This window comes from Rhizobium sp. BK602, assembly GCF_014195095.1.
Taxonomy (GTDB): Bacteria; Pseudomonadota; Alphaproteobacteria; order Rhizobiales; family Rhizobiaceae; genus Rhizobium.
Genome location: NZ_JACIBC010000006.1, coordinates 39110 through 56504, shown reverse-complemented (window position 1 = coordinate 56504; position 17395 = coordinate 39110). Strand labels below are relative to the sequence as shown.

30 protein-coding genes and 1 tRNA gene are annotated in these 17395 nt (G+C 56.7%); 21 read left to right on the top strand and 10 right to left on the bottom strand.

The window, feature by feature from the left end; genetic code table 11:
* Window positions 1-126: 126 nt before the first annotated feature.
* From FHX11_RS19430 to FHX11_RS19360, 15 genes are all read left to right on the top strand, one after another.
* Window positions 127-339, top strand: a complete 213-nt coding sequence (locus FHX11_RS19430) for a hypothetical protein (protein ID WP_184360715.1) — start codon at window positions 127-129, stop codon at window positions 337-339.
* Complete coding sequence (locus FHX11_RS19425; RefSeq protein ID WP_184359606.1) at window positions 333-728, top strand: hypothetical protein; 396 nt, start codon at window positions 333-335, stop codon at window positions 726-728. Before FHX11_RS19430 ends, FHX11_RS19425 begins: the two co-directional genes overlap by 7 nt.
* 26 nt (window positions 729-754) lie before the next feature.
* Window positions 755-1609, top strand: coding sequence for a hypothetical protein (locus FHX11_RS19420; protein ID WP_246781092.1), 855 nt, complete (start codon window positions 755-757; stop codon window positions 1607-1609).
* A gap of 99 nt (window positions 1610-1708) precedes the next feature.
* A complete protein-coding gene (locus FHX11_RS19415; protein WP_184359604.1) occupies window positions 1709-2356 on the top strand; it encodes a hypothetical protein in 648 nt (215 codons plus the stop codon).
* Between the two features lie 4 nt (window positions 2357-2360).
* Window positions 2361-3044, top strand: coding sequence for a hypothetical protein (locus FHX11_RS19410; RefSeq protein ID WP_184359602.1), 684 nt, complete (start codon window positions 2361-2363; stop codon window positions 3042-3044).
* 21 nt (window positions 3045-3065) lie between these two features.
* Entirely contained in the window at window positions 3066-3815 is a 750-nt protein-coding gene (locus FHX11_RS19405) for a DUF2213 domain-containing protein (RefSeq protein WP_246781091.1), read from the top strand.
* 36 nt (window positions 3816-3851) lie between these two features.
* The gene (locus FHX11_RS19400; RefSeq protein ID WP_184359600.1) at window positions 3852-5789 is read left to right on the top strand and encodes a phage tail length tape measure family protein; all 1938 of its coding nucleotides are present in this window, start codon (window positions 3852-3854) and stop codon (window positions 5787-5789) included.
* Window positions 5790-5792: 3 nt separating this feature from the next.
* On the top strand, window positions 5793-6536 hold the full coding sequence (locus tag FHX11_RS19395) for a hypothetical protein (RefSeq protein WP_184359598.1): 744 nt from the start codon (window positions 5793-5795) through the stop codon (window positions 6534-6536).
* Window positions 6533-6754, top strand: coding sequence for a hypothetical protein (locus tag FHX11_RS19390; RefSeq protein ID WP_184359596.1), 222 nt, complete (start codon window positions 6533-6535; stop codon window positions 6752-6754). The genes FHX11_RS19395 and FHX11_RS19390 overlap by 4 nt, the downstream gene beginning before the upstream one ends.
* 49 nt (window positions 6755-6803) lie before the next feature.
* Window positions 6804-7310, top strand: coding sequence for a hypothetical protein (locus FHX11_RS19385; protein ID WP_184359594.1), 507 nt, complete (start codon window positions 6804-6806; stop codon window positions 7308-7310).
* A gap of 179 nt (window positions 7311-7489) precedes the next feature.
* Entirely contained in the window at window positions 7490-7927 is a 438-nt protein-coding gene (locus FHX11_RS19380; RefSeq protein WP_184359592.1) for a DUF5681 domain-containing protein, read from the top strand.
* A 433-nt stretch (window positions 7928-8360) separates the two neighbouring features.
* Entirely contained in the window at window positions 8361-8990 is a 630-nt protein-coding gene (locus FHX11_RS19375) for a DUF3102 domain-containing protein (RefSeq protein ID WP_184359590.1), read from the top strand.
* Window positions 8987-9220 (top strand): hypothetical protein, encoded by a 234-nt coding sequence (locus FHX11_RS19370; RefSeq protein ID WP_184359588.1) that lies wholly within the window; start codon window positions 8987-8989, stop codon window positions 9218-9220. The genes FHX11_RS19375 and FHX11_RS19370 overlap by 4 nt, the downstream gene beginning before the upstream one ends.
* Window positions 9221-9290: 70 nt before the next feature.
* Complete coding sequence (locus FHX11_RS19365; protein WP_184359586.1) at window positions 9291-9695, top strand: hypothetical protein; 405 nt, start codon at window positions 9291-9293, stop codon at window positions 9693-9695.
* Window positions 9696-9846: 151 nt separating this feature from the next.
* The gene (locus tag FHX11_RS19360; protein WP_210292527.1) at window positions 9847-10419 is read left to right on the top strand and encodes a hypothetical protein; all 573 of its coding nucleotides are present in this window, start codon (window positions 9847-9849) and stop codon (window positions 10417-10419) included.
* A 26-nt stretch (window positions 10420-10445) separates the two neighbouring features.
* Here FHX11_RS19360 and FHX11_RS19355 read toward each other — a convergent pair whose 3' ends face one another.
* From FHX11_RS19355 to FHX11_RS19340, 4 genes are read right to left on the bottom strand one after another with little or no spacing between them, the layout of a single operon-like run.
* Window positions 10446-11408 carry a site-specific integrase gene (locus FHX11_RS19355; protein WP_184359584.1) on the bottom strand — a complete coding sequence of 321 codons (963 nt, stop codon included), beginning with the start codon at window positions 11406-11408 and terminating at the stop codon, window positions 10446-10448.
* A gap of 47 nt (window positions 11409-11455) precedes the next feature.
* The gene (locus FHX11_RS19350) at window positions 11456-11884 is read right to left on the bottom strand and encodes a hypothetical protein (RefSeq protein WP_184359582.1); all 429 of its coding nucleotides are present in this window, start codon (window positions 11882-11884) and stop codon (window positions 11456-11458) included.
* A gap of 2 nt (window positions 11885-11886) precedes the next feature.
* Window positions 11887-12201, bottom strand: coding sequence for a hypothetical protein (locus tag FHX11_RS19345; protein WP_184359580.1), 315 nt, complete (start codon window positions 12199-12201; stop codon window positions 11887-11889).
* A gap of 3 nt (window positions 12202-12204) precedes the next feature.
* Window positions 12205-12438, bottom strand: coding sequence for a helix-turn-helix transcriptional regulator (locus tag FHX11_RS19340; protein WP_184359578.1), 234 nt, complete (start codon window positions 12436-12438; stop codon window positions 12205-12207).
* Between the two features lie 105 nt (window positions 12439-12543).
* Here FHX11_RS19340 and FHX11_RS19335 point away from each other — a divergent pair, with 105 nt between their 5' ends.
* The 6 genes from FHX11_RS19335 (at window position 12544) to FHX11_RS19310 (ending at window position 14831) form a co-directional block, all read left to right on the top strand.
* Window positions 12544-12747 carry a hypothetical protein gene (locus FHX11_RS19335; protein WP_184359576.1) on the top strand — a complete coding sequence of 68 codons (204 nt, stop codon included), beginning with the start codon at window positions 12544-12546 and terminating at the stop codon, window positions 12745-12747.
* A gap of 10 nt (window positions 12748-12757) precedes the next feature.
* The gene (locus tag FHX11_RS19330) at window positions 12758-12952 is read left to right on the top strand and encodes a hypothetical protein (protein WP_184359574.1); all 195 of its coding nucleotides are present in this window, start codon (window positions 12758-12760) and stop codon (window positions 12950-12952) included.
* Between the two features lie 26 nt (window positions 12953-12978).
* Window positions 12979-13260: a hypothetical protein gene (locus FHX11_RS19325; protein WP_184359572.1), complete on the top strand. Its 282-nt coding sequence runs from the start codon at window positions 12979-12981 to the stop codon at window positions 13258-13260.
* Window positions 13257-13709, top strand: a complete 453-nt coding sequence (locus FHX11_RS19320) for a hypothetical protein (RefSeq protein WP_184359569.1) — start codon at window positions 13257-13259, stop codon at window positions 13707-13709. The genes FHX11_RS19325 and FHX11_RS19320 overlap by 4 nt, the downstream gene beginning before the upstream one ends.
* Window positions 13706-14167 (top strand): S24 family peptidase, encoded by a 462-nt coding sequence (locus tag FHX11_RS19315; protein WP_184359567.1) that lies wholly within the window; start codon window positions 13706-13708, stop codon window positions 14165-14167. The genes FHX11_RS19320 and FHX11_RS19315 overlap by 4 nt, the downstream gene beginning before the upstream one ends.
* A gap of 73 nt (window positions 14168-14240) precedes the next feature.
* Window positions 14241-14831: a hypothetical protein gene (locus FHX11_RS19310; protein ID WP_184359565.1), complete on the top strand. Its 591-nt coding sequence runs from the start codon at window positions 14241-14243 to the stop codon at window positions 14829-14831.
* Between the two features lie 20 nt (window positions 14832-14851).
* Here the strand turns inward: FHX11_RS19310 and FHX11_RS19305 are convergent, their stop codons facing one another.
* From FHX11_RS19305 to infA, 6 genes are all read right to left on the bottom strand, one after another.
* Window positions 14852-15292, bottom strand: coding sequence for a GNAT family N-acetyltransferase (locus FHX11_RS19305; RefSeq protein WP_246781090.1), 441 nt, complete (start codon window positions 15290-15292; stop codon window positions 14852-14854).
* A 75-nt stretch (window positions 15293-15367) separates the two neighbouring features.
* The gene (locus FHX11_RS19300; RefSeq protein ID WP_184359563.1) at window positions 15368-15643 is read right to left on the bottom strand and encodes a DUF1778 domain-containing protein; all 276 of its coding nucleotides are present in this window, start codon (window positions 15641-15643) and stop codon (window positions 15368-15370) included.
* Window positions 15644-15968: 325 nt separating this feature from the next.
* Window positions 15969-16044: transfer RNA gene (locus FHX11_RS19295), tRNA-Phe, on the bottom strand.
* A 196-nt stretch (window positions 16045-16240) separates the two neighbouring features.
* The gene (gene yacG / locus FHX11_RS19290) at window positions 16241-16456 is read right to left on the bottom strand and encodes a DNA gyrase inhibitor YacG (protein ID WP_184359561.1); all 216 of its coding nucleotides are present in this window, start codon (window positions 16454-16456) and stop codon (window positions 16241-16243) included.
* Between the two features lie 5 nt (window positions 16457-16461).
* Window positions 16462-17082 carry a Maf-like protein gene (locus FHX11_RS19285; protein WP_184359559.1) on the bottom strand — a complete coding sequence of 207 codons (621 nt, stop codon included), beginning with the start codon at window positions 17080-17082 and terminating at the stop codon, window positions 16462-16464.
* A 54-nt stretch (window positions 17083-17136) separates the two neighbouring features.
* Window positions 17137-17355: a translation initiation factor IF-1 gene (gene infA, locus FHX11_RS19280; protein ID WP_004117876.1), complete on the bottom strand. Its 219-nt coding sequence runs from the start codon at window positions 17353-17355 to the stop codon at window positions 17137-17139.
* Window positions 17356-17395 lie beyond the last annotated feature (40 nt).

Sequence of the window (17395 nt, the reverse complement as noted above, 5' to 3'; positions counted from 1 at the left end):
CCGACCGTCGGCTCAGATCATCGACCTCGTGCCGATCATCGTTCGGAACATGCCTGACGAAGATCCGACATACCCGGAACCGGCAAAGGTGATCCGCCCGAGATTTGAGCGGAAAAGGAGCGTGGCGTGAGCGTTGAACTAATAGCGAGAAAGCCCCCTATCGTTGCGTCTTCCACGGACGAATCCAGGCTTGCGGCCATCGGCTGGGCCATGACCCACAAGCCGACGCAGGACGCCTATCGACGCTCGACCGGTGATGACGTCGGGCCGGCGCTCGACCGCTATCAGGTATGGCTTGCCGAAAACATCATCGGCGAAGGCGAGGCGACCGATTGCTGATGCCGATCAAGCCACCGCGCACCAGTGACGTGCAGCCGTCGTTCCACATAGACGATGACATGGCGCGCGGCCGAGATGGCGCTCGCAAGCTGCCGGTGCCGATGATGCCGTCGGAGATAGTGCGGATCGAGACGGCCATGTTCTTCGCTCAGGTGAGCGATAAGACGATACGGGGATGGGCCCAAAAAGACGGAATCGGCCGACAGGCGGGACGGCATGCACCACTGCAGATATCGCTGCCGGCGCTGCTGATGAAAGTGGACGGGGAGACCGGGACGTTGGAGCTTCTTCGCAGCGGCGACAGAGGCAATTCGGCCGTAAAGCTCTATATGAAGCGAGCCGTCGATCTCTTGGAAGAGTTGCGGTGTGGGAGTGGCTTTCGCCGTTAATCAAGACCGCAAAAGGCGAATGACAAATGACCGGCATTTTGTATTCTCAACTCATGAGTGAACAAAAGGCGTTACTAACCCTGAAACTGGACACCGATGAGCCCGTAGAATTGCGGGATTTCGTTGGCACCTTCACCTCGCTTGCAAATGAGTTCGAGCGATTCGTCGATCACCAGTTTCCGAAGGCTCACAGCGATCCGAAAATGTTCATTAGGGAGGTTCGCCGGGGCAGCATCGAGGCGGATATCCTGACTGGATTGACAGTGTATGCCTTGCCGACGGCCGCCGCTATGGTCGACCAGATCATGGTTTTGGAAGACTTCGTCCACCGCTGGGGCGCGCGCTTCAAAGCTATCGTGTCGGGGAATTTCGCGCCAGGCGAACTTGAGACCACTGCCGAGCTGAAGGACTGGGCCGATACCGTCCGGGCGATAGCATCCGATCCGATCGCCTCCCACAAACTTGAGGCAGCAACCTTCGTTGACGGAAAGAAGGATATCCGCGCGGCCTTCAAGTTTACAGCTGCGGAAGCCCGAACCGCTCTCCAAAATATAGATGATCGCCGTAAAGCCCTTTCAAAGCCTGAGCATGATGGCAATGAAAGAGTTCTGATGGTGTTCACCCGGACGGACGTGAATGATGCCGATGTAGGCAAGCCATCCGGCGAGCGAGTAAGGATCGAAGAGGTATCAGACCGCTCGCTGTCGCTAATGTATGGCTCTGAGGTGGCGGAGGCTCGGATTAAGCAGGAAATCCGTGATGCCGACGAGAACGTCTATAAAAAGGGTTTCGTGGTCGACGTGATCGTCAAGCTCCGCAACGGGAAGCCGGTGGCCTACTCGATCACCAATGTCCATGACGTGTTAGATCTCCCCGATTAAACGCCGCCGCACCGGCATATACTTCCACATAATTCCAAATTCTTCGAATACCGCAGCTTAAGCAGACATGGTCTCATCTCCTCAACAAAGGAGACCACCATGACCGCCGGAAAAGTCATTTCCATCCGAGAGGAAGCCACGGGCAAGCACAGCCTTGATTATCGCATTGCCGATGCCTTCGTGACCAATCCGACATCGGAATCGCTCGCCACCTTGCTCCGTGAGGTGCAGGAGAGCAACTCCGCTGCCCAGCAAGAGAGCAAGGAAGCGGAAGCGCGCGCACTCGATCCGAAGCTCAGACCGGCCGATGTCGCCATTGCCCGCCAGCAAATGGAGGACGCTGATTTCCGCAGCAAGCGTATGGATGCCGCCGCTGGCGAGCTTCAAACCCTCTTGAACAAGACAAAGGACCGGGAGGAAGCGGATGCACGGCGCCAGGCTCACGCTGCGGCAATTGTCGAACGCGACCAGCTCGTAAAGGACCTTGCAGCCTATGAAGAGCATGCCAATGCCATCGCCGAGCTTCTGACTCGGATCAGCGCCAATAACCGCAAGCTTCATATGGATGAGCACGCGGAACGCATCGCCCGCGGCGCGGCGCTGACTTGGAATGTCAACGATGATCCGCGGCTGCCGAAGCTGCTCACCTCTACCAGACTCCCTAAGTTCAAGGCCGATGGTTCGGTGCACGGGTACGTTTGGCCGCCGGAGGAAAAGGCATTCACCAGCATGATATACGGGAGTTGAACCGATGTTTTTCAATCGTAACAAGCCGCAGGATCGGCAGCCGGTGCCAGCGGGTTTGACGGATGGCATCGAGGGCAATGTTGCAGCTTTCGTCAAAGACTGGGGTGCCCTCAAGCGCGGCGAGCGTCAGCCCGTTGCCGACAGCAAAGATCCTGCGTTGCAGCTCCTTACCAGTGCCGACGTCGCTTATTTTGTGAAGGCAATGGAGGACGAGGCGGGCCGCATCGAAGCCGAGATGGATCAGATGATTGCCGATCGCAAGCGTCAGCATCAGGCCGAGATCGCACAGAAGGATGCCCAAATCGCGGCCATCAACCGCGAAATCGAGACACATCAGGCACGCCTTAAATCGCAACAGGAGGTCATTGATCAGCGTGTAACGCTTCGCGTCGACCTGCTCGACACAGTCGCAAAGATTATGCCCCATCTCGACGCTTCGAAGATGAGCGATGACGATATCCGGCGCGCTGTTGTCAGAGATCGGTTTGGCGCGGGCGCCGTCGAAGGCAAGCCGCAGGCGTATGTCGACGCCAGGTTCGACATCGTAGCCGACAGTCTCAAGATCGATCCGTTCCGCGAGGTTATGAGGGGTGGCTTGCGAACGCAGACCGACGGCAAGGCCGCAGCCGACAAGGCGTATGAGGACATGGTGCGGAGCCTGAACGACGCACACAAAACGAGACACTGAACTAGGCGGTCTGGCCTAGTCTTGGGTGGCGGGAAGAGGGCTTCTCCTTTCCTAGCTTCCCGCCACCCCAGCAAGAGGAACGAGACCATGCACCTTCAAGACCGGCTTACAATCGACGAGAAACGCCGCACGCGTGACGGCTACATGACCGTGAATGCACGTGTCGCCAAAGCCGGCAACGTCCAGCTTTACAGCGGCGCGGAAGTCGATCCGGACAATTCCCACGGTATGCGCGACAAGGCCGTCGTTCGCGTCTCGATGCTGCTCGCCGACGCTGGCGCCATTCAGGCTGTTGAAGACGGAACGCGCGAGCTTTCCATGGGTTACGATTGTCAGCTTGATTTCACGGCCGGCACCTCGCCATCAGGTGAAGCCTATGACGCCGTTCAGCGCAATATCCGATCCAACCATATCGCCGTTGTGCCCCGCGCTCGTGGTGGCTCTGATCTACGCATAGGCGACAGCATGCCGGATAAGACCTTGGAGACGATGAACGACGCGGAGATCACCGCCATGCGGGATAGCGTCCGTGGGATGCCGCTTTCCACGGCCAAGGATCTGCCGATCTACGACGCCTTCAAGGGATTTTGGACCGATGGCCGGCCGGCGAATGAGATGCGAGCTCTATACGACGGCGCCGTTGATGGTGTTTCGCCTGGTTCTGATCAGGTTAGCCGCGTCGAAGCCACTCGGGACCACATGATCGACAGCATGCGCAACGAGCATCGCCGGCCGGTGAATGACAATAATCCGCATGGCGATGTCGCCTGATCGGTAGCGATAAACGGGTTTCTCGGGAGCGAAACTATGACGACTGCTCAACTCGGTTTTGCCATCGATTCCTCACAAGCCGCCGGCGCCGCTTCTGATCTCGACAGGCTCATTGCGTCTTCTGGCAAGGCAGAACAGGCCGCGACTAAGGTCAGCCTCGCCGCCACCAAGGCAAGCCGTAGTTTCGCTGATGTTTCTCCGGCGCTCGACAAGATCGTCGCATCGCTGTCTCGACTGGAGGTGACGGCAAGCGCCATAGATCAGCGCCTTGCGGCTATGGCAAAGGGTGCCATGACCGCGGCATCCGCCAATCGCGCGCTAGCGGAATCCACAAACATCGTGCTGGCTGCTCAGTCAAAGGGAAACAGCGCTGCTGCCCAAGCGACTATCGCGATCGATCGCCAGCGTGCCGCCGTCGAGCGGCTGGCTACTGCCAATCAACGCGCCGCGCGTGCACCGTCTCCCGCCAATCAGAATCGCGGTGGCAACGGTTTTCAGACCGCAAACATTGCGGCGCAGTTCCAGGATATCGGCGTCACTGCTGCAATGGGCTCGTCTCCCCTACAAATCGCGCTCCAGCAGGGTACTCAGCTTTCCGCTGCCCTCGGCGGTGGTGGCATAAAGCAGACTGTTTCCTCCCTCGGAGCCGCATTTGCCGCGGTTTTCAACTGGCAGTCTCTATTGGTCACCGGCGCCGTCGCCGCCACAGCCGCCGGCATCCAGTATTTCATGAAGGCAAAAGACGGTGCGCTTTCGCTCGAGGACGCTCTGAAGGCCAATGCCGAAACACTTGACCTCATCAAAGACCGATATGGGGAATTGGCAAAGGTCTCCGCCAGTGTGACCAGCGTTGCAGGCGATTCATTTGTCCTTTCGGATGCGCGGACGCAGCAGATCGCGCTCAATGCGACCCTTCGCCAGCAGTTGGGCGGTTTCCTCGGCGCCACCAATGACACATCCCTGACTGGCTATGCGTTCAGCTCCAACAGCATGGAGAACGTCAAGAGCCTGCAGAACCTTTCTGGAAGCCTGAAGCAGTTTTCCGGCCCGGTCCAAGCTCTGCTCAACACCGTAAAGACCGGCACGACGCCGCTTGACGAGTTCAACCAGCAGGTCGAAGATCTCTATACCAATCTGGTGAAGACCTCGAGCGATCCTCAAGGATTGCGCGGCGCGGCCGATGCGGTCGAATCCTTGGCGGACGCTGCGTTTTCTGTCACCGGCAAATTCAAGCCTTTTCAGGATGCAATCAATGTCCTGAAAGTTCAGGGTGTTGATGGGCTCGCTGCATTCGCCGACCAGGTTCATCGTATCGGCGAAGAGAAGGGTATTTCCAAGCTCGCCGATGAACTGATCTCAAAGGGTGGCGATATCGTCAAGCTTGCCCAGCAAGCCGAAACGCTGCGCCGCACGCTGCAAGCGATTGATCGAGAAGATACTCGGCCGGGACTGCGAGACCGAAATGACCTCAATGCATATTTGAACCGTAGGAGCGCGTCTCTAAGCGTGACGAATGGGCAATTTTTGGCTGATCAACAGCTTGCGAGTGCCCGAACGTATGCTGAGCGTAATGCCGCGATCGAGGCTCAAGTTAGAGCTAGGGCGACGATCGACGGCGATAAAGATGGTGGCCTGCAAGCGCGTGTTGAGCGAGCTCTGGAAGCCGAGCGTAACCGACAAGCTATTGAACAACGAGACGCAAGTCTTCAGCGCTCGCAAGGCTTGGACAAGGCTCTTTCTGATCAGCAAAACGAAATTGACCTTATCGGCAAGACTGGCGGGGCTGCCACCGCGTTGCGTCGCGAGTACGAACTGACTTCTGAGATACGGCTGGAGGCGGCGCGCAATGGCACGACGGTAGACCAAACCGAGCTCAATCTCATTCAAGAAAAAACAAAAGCCCTGGCGCCGCTGTGTGAGCCCTACGACCAAGCGGCGTTTGCCACAGGTTTCGAAACCGAAAGAAAGGATTGACCTATGAGCGCTGTCGTATCTATCGAAACGCCCTCTGCAGTATTCATTGTGACCGATGGGGCGATTTATAACGCTGACAACGTACTGCTCTCTGTGAGACGCAAGGTGGATTTCTCCGAAAATGTGCCCGTTGCCGTCGCCACACGCGGCAATCAGGGTGTCGGAGACTACGCCGCGAAGCTGATCATTGATGCGGTCGAGCGTCTCGGCTTTGATGAAGCGATGACGAGCCTTGCGGAGGTTGCTCATAAGTTTGGTGGGTCGGACCGGCACACGAGACTCGAAGTAACAATTGCCGGCATTTCTGAACAGCATGGCCCGAGGCGCCTTGTTTTCCGGACCGATGCTGACCCGGTGGCGCTGGAATATCCCGGCGTTGCCAGTTCCTGCGCCACTTCATCGGCAGGCCTCTCAGAAATGGGAATTCGCCTGCGGGGCCAGTTCGAGGGATGGGAGAGCTATCTGCGCCAAATAGCCGTTCCGATGATGGAGCACTACCGCCGGACGGCGATCGATGCAAATGCTGGAGAGAAGTTCGGACAGCCCGCGCACTTGGTCGGCGGCCAGGTCGATTTCACCATCTTGAGTCATGAAGGTGTCACGGTGGAAACAATTCACCGCTGGGACGACAAGATCGGCGAGCGCATCGATCCATTCACCGAGCGCCGGACAGTCCAACAATTCCCCAGATTGAATCGCCAGCAGCGGCGGGCCGCCCAGCGCGAACAGCGTCGGGGGGCTGCATGAGCATTCATCATCAACTGATACTGCAGCGATATGGTCTGGGACGGTCGTTCTCGTTGCCCGCGGCCGTGAACCACGATCCAATCTTTACGACCGTCTTCACGTCCATGTTTGCCTCCCTTGGGCTTAGCACCGGGGCGGCTGCAACGGCCGGCTCGATCGCCAGCGCGCTTACCGTCACCAGCTTCACCGCAGGAGTGCAGTATCTTGACCGCGATTAATATCCTCGTCCGGCCAGACAGCGTGTCTATCATTACGGACACAAAGGCCATGACGCCCGACGGTCATTTCCATGTCGTGAAATTTCAGGCCATCCCTCACCAGCGCATTGTCGTCGCCACCCAGGGCGACATGAAAGCGCTCGGGATAGTCGTGACGGCCCTTGCGGTTTCCGCCGTCGATTACGACAGCGCACGCGCCTATCTGGCGGATCATTTTGCGGACCTCGGTCTGTCGGAGGTGGATGTCTACGTCGCCGGATGGTCGGGACGCGGTCCCGCAGCTTTCCACGTTTCCGACGTGAAGACGGATGGTCAGGTGCGCGACATCGAGCACGTCTCCATCACGCCGCCTGTATCGGACGAGGCATTAAGGCGCCTCCAATGGGATGGACCGACCAACGGTATGCTCGCGCTCATGAAGGAGCAAGCCATGTCGGGAACCGTCGGCGGTTTCATGAATGTGGCGCAAGTTCATCATGATCATATTGCGGTCTACACGGCCGGCATCATTGATGATGTGGTCGAAGCGCGGCCGCGGGTAACAGCGGAGCTTTGAACGATGGCTAGCGATAACGGGATTTCTCAACAGCAGAAATGGCCCGGAAAATCGGGCGTTTTTCGGGGTCTAGGCGCCATCGGCATGAGAGGAAATGAGCGGATTCTCGTTGATCTCATCAGTTGCAGAGAGGCTCGGCAACCGCACGATATACGGACATCGCAACGGACGAGGCGGATTTGACAACGGACAGTGATAACGGTTCGCGCGACCGCAAAGGCAGGTTCACGAAGGGCAATCCCGGCAAGCCCAAGGGTGCCAGATCCCAAACAACGCTGGCGATCGAAAAGTTGCTTGGCGATGAAGCGACCAAGTTGACGCGCAAAGCCATCAAGGCAGCACTTGCTGGCGACAGCACGGCGCTTAAGCTCTGCATGGAGCGGATCGCGCCGGTGCGCCGGGGAAGGGTCGTCACCGTGGAGAACTTCCCGAAGGTCGCCAGCGCCGCCGACGTTCCAGGTGCACTCTCAGCGCTCCTCCAGGCCGTCGCCAGGGGCGATCTCACCACTGACGAAGCAGACGCTATCGCCAGCCTTTGCAGCCGCTACGTGACAGCAGTAGAGGCTGTGGAACACGAGGTACGATTGAAGGCTCTTGAGGAGAGGATTGGCAAATGAAGAACGCGCACGCACGGCTTTCTCGATTGGAGCTTTCGATAAAGCGGGCCACGCCTGAGGTCGATTGGACAGCGACCCCGGCTTACCTAGCCCTCTCAGATGAAGATAGGCGAGCACTGCATAGTTATGTCGATCGGTTCCACGCTAACGGTCTACAGCCTTTCACAGACGACGAGCTGCAAGACTTCGAGCGCATTCTAATACCGCTGGCACAAGAGGAAAAAGGCGATGTCGCGCGCCTTTGATACTCGCTCGCCAAATAGCTGCAGGCAAAGGACTCCGGCGAAAGCGATCTATAACAGAACAAAAATAGATGGGATTGCCTGAATTCATCAATATCGTTTATACATTCCAATGCGACCACGGATGAACTGGCGCGAAGGATCGGCCGGCCTTTCGAGGTTCGGCCTTTTCTTTTTCCAGGAGTTTTCGAATGGTTTCAGAGATAGAAGTCACGGTGCGGGCGATCTGCGCCGAATACGAGGTCGAAATCGTTCCCGGCAATGTTTTCCCCATGCCTGGTCAGACACGCGCTATCGCGACGATGTGTCAAATCCTGGCCAAGCATGGCGAAGGCCATTTCCGGCTCGTCATGACGACGCTGAGCGAAACTAGGGGCAACAACGCGCTGATAGATCAAGCGAGCCTGTGGGCCGTCTCCGACCTCATACGGGCGTGTCCGGAATGGGTGGATCAGCGCACGTCGGAATGGTTGGAATGGTGGGACCGGATACCTCTCGGGCCGATTATGGCAACCATCAACCAGCTCCGCGGTTTCAGCCACCAGCGTCATGCTCTTGCCGGCGCGATCTATTATCGGCTTTGCACCTTCAGCGATGAACGGCTGGCAGCACAGGACACGGCTAGCACGATCAAAAACAAGGTTCCAGAGGTTGGACAAGCTCGCCGGCGCGCCAATGCCGAGCGAGCGATCGAACTCGGCAAGCAGCTGATTGCGATAAGAGACGAACTCCCGCACGGGCACTGGCTGCCATGGGTGGAAAAATCCGGGCTGAGCTATGGCACCGTTCAACGGTATATGAAGATGGCGAGAGCAGCATGACCATTTATTCCCGCTCTAAGCCCCTCCGCGCCTGGCTGGTATCGATCGACGATGCCGCAAAGGCTCTTGGCCTCACTGTTGCCGCCGTGCACCGCCTACGCGATGAAGGTTATCTCCGGCCAGCTGCTCGGAAAGGCTTCTTCCGGCTTGGCAATCTGATCGACGACTACGGTGCCGCAATCCAGGCTGGTGTAATTGATCCCCGACCATCGACGGCGGCCGAAGATTAACGGCACTTGCCGCCTACGCGAGTTCATGGTTGTCTCTTGCAATCATAGTAAGGGGATCTCCGGGGGGCAAATGAAGCGAATTTTGATGGGCGCACTCATGGTCACCTTGGCCGGATGTTCAAACAACCCAGACAGCCTCGCGCAGAACAAGTCCAGCGCGACCACTGCAAAATCCTTCCCAGAAAACTATCAGGCCCTGTATCGAAAGATCCATGACCCGGCTTCTCGCTGCCTAGTCGGAAGCCCTGGTGTGGCAACGCAGCTCATTTTGGACGCTCAACTCTATCCCGATCTCGGTTTCGGCGAAATCTCGTATTCGATGAGCAGCATCTACGGCCGCCATTTCTTTTGGAAAGCCAAGATTGAGCGCCAAGGCACCGGCAGCAAGATCAGCGTCGTGTCTGGGAATTCCTTATCCAGGGACAAGGATATTCGCAGCGTCCTTCGTTGGGCCGGTGGCGACACGAGTTGCTGATAGAGCCTGCGGTCCTACTTCTCGCCAGTGGCTAATCGCTAGCGAGAAAAACGGTTATCGCTGTGGGTAACTCTCGCGACCTTGCCGAATCAGGCGCGTGCATGCTCCGCTTGATACTCAACCATAAGGGCGCTATCAGCGGAGTGAAGAAATGCATGGTGGAGCAGTGAATAGGCATCATCTCGAACTTTCAGCGGAAGAGCAGGCGCTTGTTGAGAAAATCGATCTGCGACTCGATATTCCTTATCAAGAAGATGGACACGCAATCTATTTGTCTAATCAGGAGCCCATCATGGCGCTCCTCAGACTGCTTACCGATCGATCAGCTATCCCAGCACACCGCCTGGCTTATTGGACCGATCCGAAGTACCAGTCAGGTCGCATGAAAGGCTCCCATCGGGATATTTTTGCCAGAAACGGATCGCGCGGCAGAGATGCTTATACCCATCCCCATTTCATTCCTTTTCTCCGCTATTTCCTTTTCGGCGCAGATCTTCCGGCTGCGGTGATCAAGGAATTCGAGGACAAGATCGGCGATCCACGATGGTTTAGCGGCAGTGATATCCTCGGGCTCACCAAAGAGACGCGCGCGATCGTGAGACGGTATAATCTCAAGGACTATCGTTATTCTAACGAGTTTCACAAATTGGCGATAGACAATGGACTCAATCATTATAATGCTGAATCGGTCAGGAAGGCCGCCGTTGAGGCAGCAAGAAGATAGTCTCTATCATTGATGATGTCGGCCAATCACAGAAAACCATCGCCAGCGTGATCCTTAAACCGATCGGCGCGTCGGACATAGGTCTCGACCGTCCTCGGATCTCGATGCCTCGTCACCTCCATGATGCGCGATATGCTGGCCCTGTTCTCCGCTGCCGACGTGACGAACCCGGCGCGTAGCGAGTGGCCGGACAGCTTCTCTACATCGAGGCCTGCCGCATCGGCATACTTCTTCACGATCAGCGCCACCGATTGGGCCGATAGCGGATCGTCCGTCAGATGGTCGCCACGGTTGATGCGCAGGAAGATCGGCCCGGATGATATGCCGGCGGCTGAAAGCCACTCCTGGAGCCTGTCTGCCGGCCGCAGTGCCTTTCCATTAAGCACCGCGACCGATTGGCCCTTCGCCTCCTGGTCGGTCTTGGACTTCGGCAGGAAGACGTCCACGCCCTTATCGGAGAAGGTCAGATCCTCGACGGTGATCGCTACCAGCTCGGAGCGGCGGAACGCGCCGGCAAACCCCAGCAGCAACAGTGCCCGGTCGCGCTTCCCCTGCAGCGTACGGGCATCGACGTGGGCAAGAAGCGCATGGATCACGTCGACGGTCGCGGGCGCCTTCTGACGGCTTGCTGTGCCCACGGTGCGCCGGATGCCCTTGAGGATGGCGGCCACGCCGGCGTTATCCGTCGGATTGTCCTCACCGGCGCCGCGGTGGAAGAACCGAATAGCGGCAAGCTTGCGGGCGATGGTCGGAACCTTCTTCCCTGCCGATGCAAGAGAGGAAGCATAGTTCGCCACGGTCGCAGGCGAGGCCGGTAGCGAGCTTTTGCCCCTTACCGCTGTCCATGACTGGAAATCATCCCAATCGCTCCTGTAGGCCCGCATGGTGTTTTCTGACAGGGCTGCACGGCCATAGTCCAACGCATCGGCGCTGAGATCGGAACCAGCCTCTAAGCCAGGCTGCGGGCTCACCAACGTCAATGCGGACATACTCTGATCCTCGGTTGATAGGTAGTGATAAGAGTTCTTCTCGTGACTCAAATTTTGCTTTTGATGATCAGTCGCTTTGGTTTTTTTCTACCGAAGATGTGAAGATCCAGGCAGAGATTGCGCCCCTTTTGGACCTTCCATCCCCACTCGAATTGATCCTCACCGCCGAACAAGAGAGTGTGCGAAGAATGTCCGTCGATCTTGAAGCCACCGACCTTGTACCGCTCCGGGGTTACATCCTTCCGTTTGGTCTTCCAGCGAAAGACCTTCGGTTCGTAAGCCAGCGTCCATGACGATACCTGCACTGGAACGGAAGACAGATTCGCCACCGTAATCTCGTGCTCGCCGCCGGTCTCACCCGTCAGCAGGTAGCTCTTGTCCAAGCGAAGCCGGTCTTTGAAGAACGTTTCCCAGATCTTGATTACTGCTAATCCACTGGAGATAAAGGCTCCCCACATAGCGAGCAGAACTGTCACAGTCATTTGCCCATAGTCACGCCTGGGCCGCCGGTGATTTCCGTCATCGCCAAGCGAAGGGCGACCACGGCTGTCTCTGGCGGAACCTTGAACCATTCGCCGAAAACGCGTGCGCCCTTCAGAAGCTCCATAGTTCGAGCCTTGACCTTGTTGGCAGTGGCAAGGGGAACTTTCACCGTCTCGACTACGGTGAGGGCATAGTCGCTCGAAGACTGGAGGCTATTCAATTGCGCTCCTGGACCCGTCGAGGCGCTCACGCGGCAGATGCCGGCTTCGCTCGCCATCACGTAAAGGTATCGCTTGCCGTAGATTCCCATCGGTCAGTCCTTCTTCAGCTTCAGACGAGCGCCCGTATATTCGCCGTTGGTGATCTCGACGTTATGAGCTGCGTAAGCCGCCTTGATCTTCTCTTTGGTGGCCTCGGTTGCCGTCCCGCTGTTTTCGAAACGGTGGACGGTGGAGAAGGCGATTCCGGCATTATCAGCGAGATCGCGCACCGACCATTTCAGGATCGCTCGCGCTGCTCTGTTCGCCTCCGGAGTAAGCTCAGCCATGAAAATCCTCAATTTTGAATACAAGTGTATCGAACGCGTTTGACAATGCCTACGCTTGTAGTTATGAATACACCTGTAAGCAAAACACAGCAAGGGAAAAAGGCAATGACACAGAACATCGTTAATGCTGCTCCGGCTCGCCTCTCAAGCCTCTTCACCGACCCAGCCGTTAAGGTAGCTTTCGAGCGTGCCGAGCGCGACAATGGCGCTGCCTTGGTGGTACCGGCTCAGCGTCCGCCCCGTTTTGTCGGTGGCGCGGGCGCATCATTGCAGTGGCGCCGCAACCTCGAAGCTCTTGAGCTGGCTTGAGGCTCAACCGATGGCAACCGACCATACCCCAATCCTCACGCCTACGGGGCGCGGTAGCTATGTCGATGTCAGTCAAGTCAGCCTCGACGATATCCTGTTTTCCTATGACCGTTGCCCGACTGAATTTATCGATCAGCCGCGCGACTCCGTAATTGCCGCCTACCACGAGGCATGGCGGCAAATCGAAGATTGGTTGAACTCCTAAGCAACCCGAAAATTTGGAGATCCATCATGCCGAATACGACCGTTCCGGCCACCGGCGGAGCCATGCCGAATCCACAAGGGCCCAAACTCGACGAGAGCCGAGATCCGACGCTTCTCGTTCTGGATGCCCAAAACCTCCTCTCGGAGATCAAACACCTCAACGAGGCGATTTTTCTCGCTGCGCACGGGCTTGGTGTTCGTCACCACATGAACGCGATAACGACGGTCGCGGACATCATTGAAGATAAGCTTCTGAAAGTCGAGGAAATCCTCGACGCGGCACGTGCGGCGCGGGAGGTATCGCTATGAACCTGTCTCGCAGACAATCACTTGGGCTCCTCGCCGGCTCGGTTATCTCCACGACAGGGGTCGCCGGCGCCGCACCCTTGGTCGTTGCCGCCACGAAGATGACGGTCCAAGAGCGTTATGACTTCCACCTCGCGGAACTGCAGAAGGCTGCGGCCGAAATCAACCCGATGATAAGCTACTGGCGCGTCGACCAGCCGGATGAAGATAGCCAAAATCGCGCAATTGTTTTGATCGCTTATCAGGATACAGGCCGGTACGATGGCGACGGCCGATACGAGGCCGCAAATCCCAATTGGAACGGCAAACGCTCGATCTACAACGTAAAACTGATGGATTACCGCATCGACGGCGAGCGCGTTTTCCATGTCTCAACGCCCATGGAAAGTAGATGGCTTACCGAACCTTGCTTTAAGACGTTCGTGGGCAGGAAAATTGGAGGATTGCTATGACTCGACGTCAATTCGACCTCCATCCCGATGAACTTCCCGATACCTACGTCATGACCGGCGACGGCACCTGCATGGAGCCGGAAATCATGGACGGCACTAAACTGTTGTTTAGCCGTACTGAACGCTATAAGCATGGCGATGCCGTTGCATTGTTCCGGCGCCGGGAGTTTACGGCCCCCGGCGAGCATCAGATCCTCATCAAAAAGCTGATCTATGCGCCCAGGTCCGAATATTGGACCGATCCAGCGAATTTTCGTGGTGGGAATATCGTGCCTATGGTCCTCGTGGAAATGCTCAACCCGCGAGCAATCCTGCAGTTTCATCCGGATTCCCTGCTCGGCATTCACAAGTGCCTCGGGCCGGTGCCGGTAGGGCATAAAACCCATAAGATCAGCGATGACGAGCTGCGGCAATTGGCAGCGGGGAAACGCAACCGCATCCATGAACCATCCCTGTGAAAATCTTGGAAAACCGGATTTGTGATTCGCTCCCGCTCTCCTCTTGAGGCCCAATGCCGCCAGGAGGTGCGCCATGTCGCTTGCCTATTACGCCCGAAATGCCGCCACGGCGGAACGAAACCGACGTCGGATGCGAAGGGAAGGTGTTAATATGAGAGGGGACAGGCTCTGGACTGAGGAGGAACGCCAAATCATCCTAGCAATTGGACCCGATTTCGATGCGATCCGTAAGAAACTCCCAAACCGAACACGGATCGCAATCGCAAGTCAGTGCCGTAAGATGGGGCTGAAGCAGCAGCAACAGCATATCTGGTCTGCGGCTGAGATTTCAAAGCTTCGAAAGCTATACCCTTCCGCTTCTCGGGAAGAAATCTGCCAGGAATTCACGCACTCCACCTGGGTCAACATAATGCAAACCGCGAGATATCACGGCTTCCGACGCAAGAAACGTCCATTTAAGCCCATAGGAAATCCATCCGTGGACGAGATGTTGGTGAAGCTCTTCGAATCAAATTTCAGCTTTCCGGATCTGGATAAGGAATGCCGCACCAAGCGTTACTTTCAGAAGGCTAAGTGGCGCTACATGCGCCCGAACTACAATCATATCGCCCGAGCGTTGGACGTTCTCGACGGGGAGTTCCGCGTAGAATGGCACAATGACTAAAATCGTTCGTGCGCGCCGGACTAGGAAGTCGCCTGATTTAGAGATTCGATAATGTCTTTAGCAGGCAGAATAAGACGCCGCTCCATATTCCTAGTTTCTTGAAAATGAAACTTTTTGTAAAAGGACATGGCATCATCGTCGAGTGCGTTTACTACGACCCCACGGAAAGCTACTAATTGGGCGGCCGACACTATGCTTATCAGAGCATTTTTTAGGAGCGCTTTGCCCAAGCCGTTTCCCTGATGTTCAGTTGCAACAGCCAGACGCGCCAAAACTGCTACTGGAATTTCCGTTGGAGCTTTGGCCCCCTTAACCGAACGGGAAACGTCATTTCGATGTATCATGCCGGCGCAGACAGAATGATAGCCAACAACTCGATAAGCCTCGTCTGTAATAACAAACGTTCGAGTATATCCCTGCTCTTGGTTATAGAGCGCCATTTCTTTGAGCCAGTCATCCAACGAGGGCTTCCCTGATGAGAAACCCTCGAGGATATGCTGACTGCTAATTGGGCAAGGCTTTCTATAAGGCAAAAGTCAATCCATCCATTCCATTTTGGTCTGGAACAGTTTGACAAGGTTGTCCCTGGCGACGCCCGGCGCTGCAAGCTGATCGCTCACAGCCTCAAAAACATCTGCAGATACCCCTATGAATCGTTGATCCAGCAGCTCTTCTTGAGCGGAGTATACAGATGCCTCAGTCATAAACGCAGTAATGCTCTTTCCGCAAACTTCAGCAGCTCGCGCAATGAGGTCATGCGTCTCCGGCTCAATCCGTAGATTGACGGTTTTGGTTTTCTTAAGGGCGGACATCTCATTTCTCCATTCAATCGCACGTTCACTGATTTGTGCGACGTACTCTTACTAGCGATCGAATACGACCATGTGTTGGCAATGTAAATACGCCGGAATAAATTTCAATTAACAAAAAGGTTACATCTCGACTAATGCTCTGAAACCATTTCAGGATTTTTTTAGTCATAAAATCATGTCGCATCGCATGTCGCATGGATTTGCCGACATCTGCGGGAAATGCCTGAAAATCAAGGGAAACAGTGCGCAACAAGGCGCAACACGAAATGACAAAAATTTGTTACGCTAGAAAGAACTAAATATCTGATTTTATTGATGATTGCGATGGTGCCCAGAGCCGGAATCGAACCAGCGACACGCGGATTTTCAATCCGCTGCTCTACCAACTGAGCTATCTGGGCATCCGTGCTTCGCGTAAGACAAAAGGCCTTGGAAGACCCTGGGCGGTTGGTTCGCCCCGGAAGCGAGCGGGGTTATAGCATCTTGTTCGCCCATGTCCAGCCGCAAATGACTCTTTTTTGACAGGAAATGGATTTTTGATAATTCGCAAACAAAATGAAGGGCTTCACCCACTCGAAGGTGGGGATGGGCACGCGGCTACTCCTCTTCGGAGCCGTCGGCCTTGGTCTCGTCATCGGCAACGGGAATGGCGTAGGAGCCCTTGAGCCAGCGCGACAGATCGACCGAGCGGCACCGATCCGAGCAAAAGGGATAATGTTCGCGCACCGAAGGCCGGCCGCATTCGGCGCAAGGCCGCGTCTTGCGCAGCGGCTCCACCTTCGCCCCGAGCTTGATCTTGTCGTCGTCCGCCATCGCGCTCAGCCTTCCTGCCAGGCGGCATGGACGTCGAAGCCCTCGCCGGCGAGCAGAAGCATGGTTTCATAAAGCGGCAATCCGACGACATTGGTGTAGGAGCCGATCAGCTTCTGCGCGAAGGAGCCGGCAAGCCCCTGGATGCCATAGGCGCCGGCCTTGCCGCGCCACTGGCCGGAAGCAAGGTACATATCGATATCCTTGCCCGACAGGCGCTTGAAGCGGACCTTGGTCTCCACCACCTTCTGGCGCAGCTTGCGGTCGGGCGTGATCAGGCAGACGCCGGTATAGACGACATGGCTGCGGCCGGAGAGCAGATGCAGCGCCGACGACGCCTCGTCGACGAATTCCGCCTTCGGCAGGATGCGCCGGCCGACGGCCACGACCGTATCGGCGGACAGAATATAGCTTCCCTGCCAGGCGACATCGCCCTTCAGCGCAGCAAAGGCCGCCTCGCCCTTTTCCGTCGAAAGCCGGCGCGCCAGCGAGCGCGGATGTTCCGACTTCTTCGGCGTCTCGTCGATGTCCATGGGCATCAGACGCGCCGGCTCGATGCCTGCCTGATGCAGGAGCTCGACGCGACGCGGCGATCCCGACGCCAGTATCAACTTGTGTTTCAGCGCCATAAGACCTCGACCATCAGGCGGGAGACGGAACGCCGGCTCGTAGCGAGCTGCGGACTACTTGAAACGATAGGTGATACGGCCCTTGGTAAGGTCATAAGGGGTCATTTCCACCAGCACCTTGTCGCCGGCGAGAACGCGGATGCGGTTCTTGCGCATGCGGCCGGCGGTGTGGGCGATGATCTCGTGCTCGTTTTCCAGCTTCACGCGGAAGGTCGCGTTCGGCAGCAATTCGGTGACGACACCCGGAAATTCAAGGACTTCTTCTTTCGGCATTAAAGCTTCTTTTCCTGTAGGTTGAGGCCGGCGCCCATGG

Excerpts from the sequence above, each read along its gene's own strand:
- FHX11_RS19420 (WP_246781092.1), top strand. The coding sequence starts at position 755 with ATGACCGGCATTTTGTATTCTCAACTCATGAGTGAACAAAAGGCGTTA.
- FHX11_RS19415 (WP_184359604.1), top strand. The coding sequence starts at position 1,709 with ATGACCGCCGGAAAAGTCATTTCCATCCGAGAGGAAGCCACGGGCAAG.
- FHX11_RS19410 (WP_184359602.1), top strand. The coding sequence starts at position 2,361 with ATGTTTTTCAATCGTAACAAGCCGCAGGATCGGCAGCCGGTGCCAGCG.
- FHX11_RS19400 (WP_184359600.1), top strand. The coding sequence starts at position 3,852 with ATGACGACTGCTCAACTCGGTTTTGCCATCGATTCCTCACAAGCCGCC.
- FHX11_RS19395 (WP_184359598.1), top strand. The coding sequence starts at position 5,793 with ATGAGCGCTGTCGTATCTATCGAAACGCCCTCTGCAGTATTCATTGTG.
- FHX11_RS19390 (WP_184359596.1), top strand. The coding sequence starts at position 6,533 with ATGAGCATTCATCATCAACTGATACTGCAGCGATATGGTCTGGGACGG.
- FHX11_RS19385 (WP_184359594.1), top strand. The coding sequence starts at position 6,804 with ATGACGCCCGACGGTCATTTCCATGTCGTGAAATTTCAGGCCATCCCT.
- FHX11_RS19375 (WP_184359590.1), top strand. The coding sequence starts at position 8,361 with ATGGTTTCAGAGATAGAAGTCACGGTGCGGGCGATCTGCGCCGAATAC.
- FHX11_RS19370 (WP_184359588.1), top strand. The coding sequence starts at position 8,987 with ATGACCATTTATTCCCGCTCTAAGCCCCTCCGCGCCTGGCTGGTATCG.
- FHX11_RS19365 (WP_184359586.1), top strand. The coding sequence starts at position 9,291 with ATGAAGCGAATTTTGATGGGCGCACTCATGGTCACCTTGGCCGGATGT.
- FHX11_RS19360 (WP_210292527.1), top strand. The coding sequence starts at position 9,847 with ATGCATGGTGGAGCAGTGAATAGGCATCATCTCGAACTTTCAGCGGAA.
- FHX11_RS19355 (WP_184359584.1), bottom strand. The coding sequence starts at position 11,408 with ATGTCCGCATTGACGTTGGTGAGCCCGCAGCCTGGCTTAGAGGCTGGT.
- FHX11_RS19345 (WP_184359580.1), bottom strand. The coding sequence starts at position 12,201 with ATGGGAATCTACGGCAAGCGATACCTTTACGTGATGGCGAGCGAAGCC.
- FHX11_RS19340 (WP_184359578.1), bottom strand. The coding sequence starts at position 12,438 with ATGGCTGAGCTTACTCCGGAGGCGAACAGAGCAGCGCGAGCGATCCTG.
- FHX11_RS19335 (WP_184359576.1), top strand. The coding sequence starts at position 12,544 with ATGACACAGAACATCGTTAATGCTGCTCCGGCTCGCCTCTCAAGCCTC.
- FHX11_RS19330 (WP_184359574.1), top strand. The coding sequence starts at position 12,758 with ATGGCAACCGACCATACCCCAATCCTCACGCCTACGGGGCGCGGTAGC.
- FHX11_RS19325 (WP_184359572.1), top strand. The coding sequence starts at position 12,979 with ATGCCGAATACGACCGTTCCGGCCACCGGCGGAGCCATGCCGAATCCA.
- FHX11_RS19320 (WP_184359569.1), top strand. The coding sequence starts at position 13,257 with ATGAACCTGTCTCGCAGACAATCACTTGGGCTCCTCGCCGGCTCGGTT.
- FHX11_RS19315 (WP_184359567.1), top strand. The coding sequence starts at position 13,706 with ATGACTCGACGTCAATTCGACCTCCATCCCGATGAACTTCCCGATACC.
- FHX11_RS19310 (WP_184359565.1), top strand. The coding sequence starts at position 14,241 with ATGTCGCTTGCCTATTACGCCCGAAATGCCGCCACGGCGGAACGAAAC.
- FHX11_RS19300 (WP_184359563.1), bottom strand. The coding sequence starts at position 15,643 with ATGTCCGCCCTTAAGAAAACCAAAACCGTCAATCTACGGATTGAGCCG.
- yacG (WP_184359561.1), bottom strand. The coding sequence starts at position 16,456 with ATGGCGGACGACGACAAGATCAAGCTCGGGGCGAAGGTGGAGCCGCTG.
- FHX11_RS19285 (WP_184359559.1), bottom strand. The coding sequence starts at position 17,082 with ATGGCGCTGAAACACAAGTTGATACTGGCGTCGGGATCGCCGCGTCGC.
- infA (WP_004117876.1), bottom strand. The coding sequence starts at position 17,355 with ATGCCGAAAGAAGAAGTCCTTGAATTTCCGGGTGTCGTCACCGAATTG.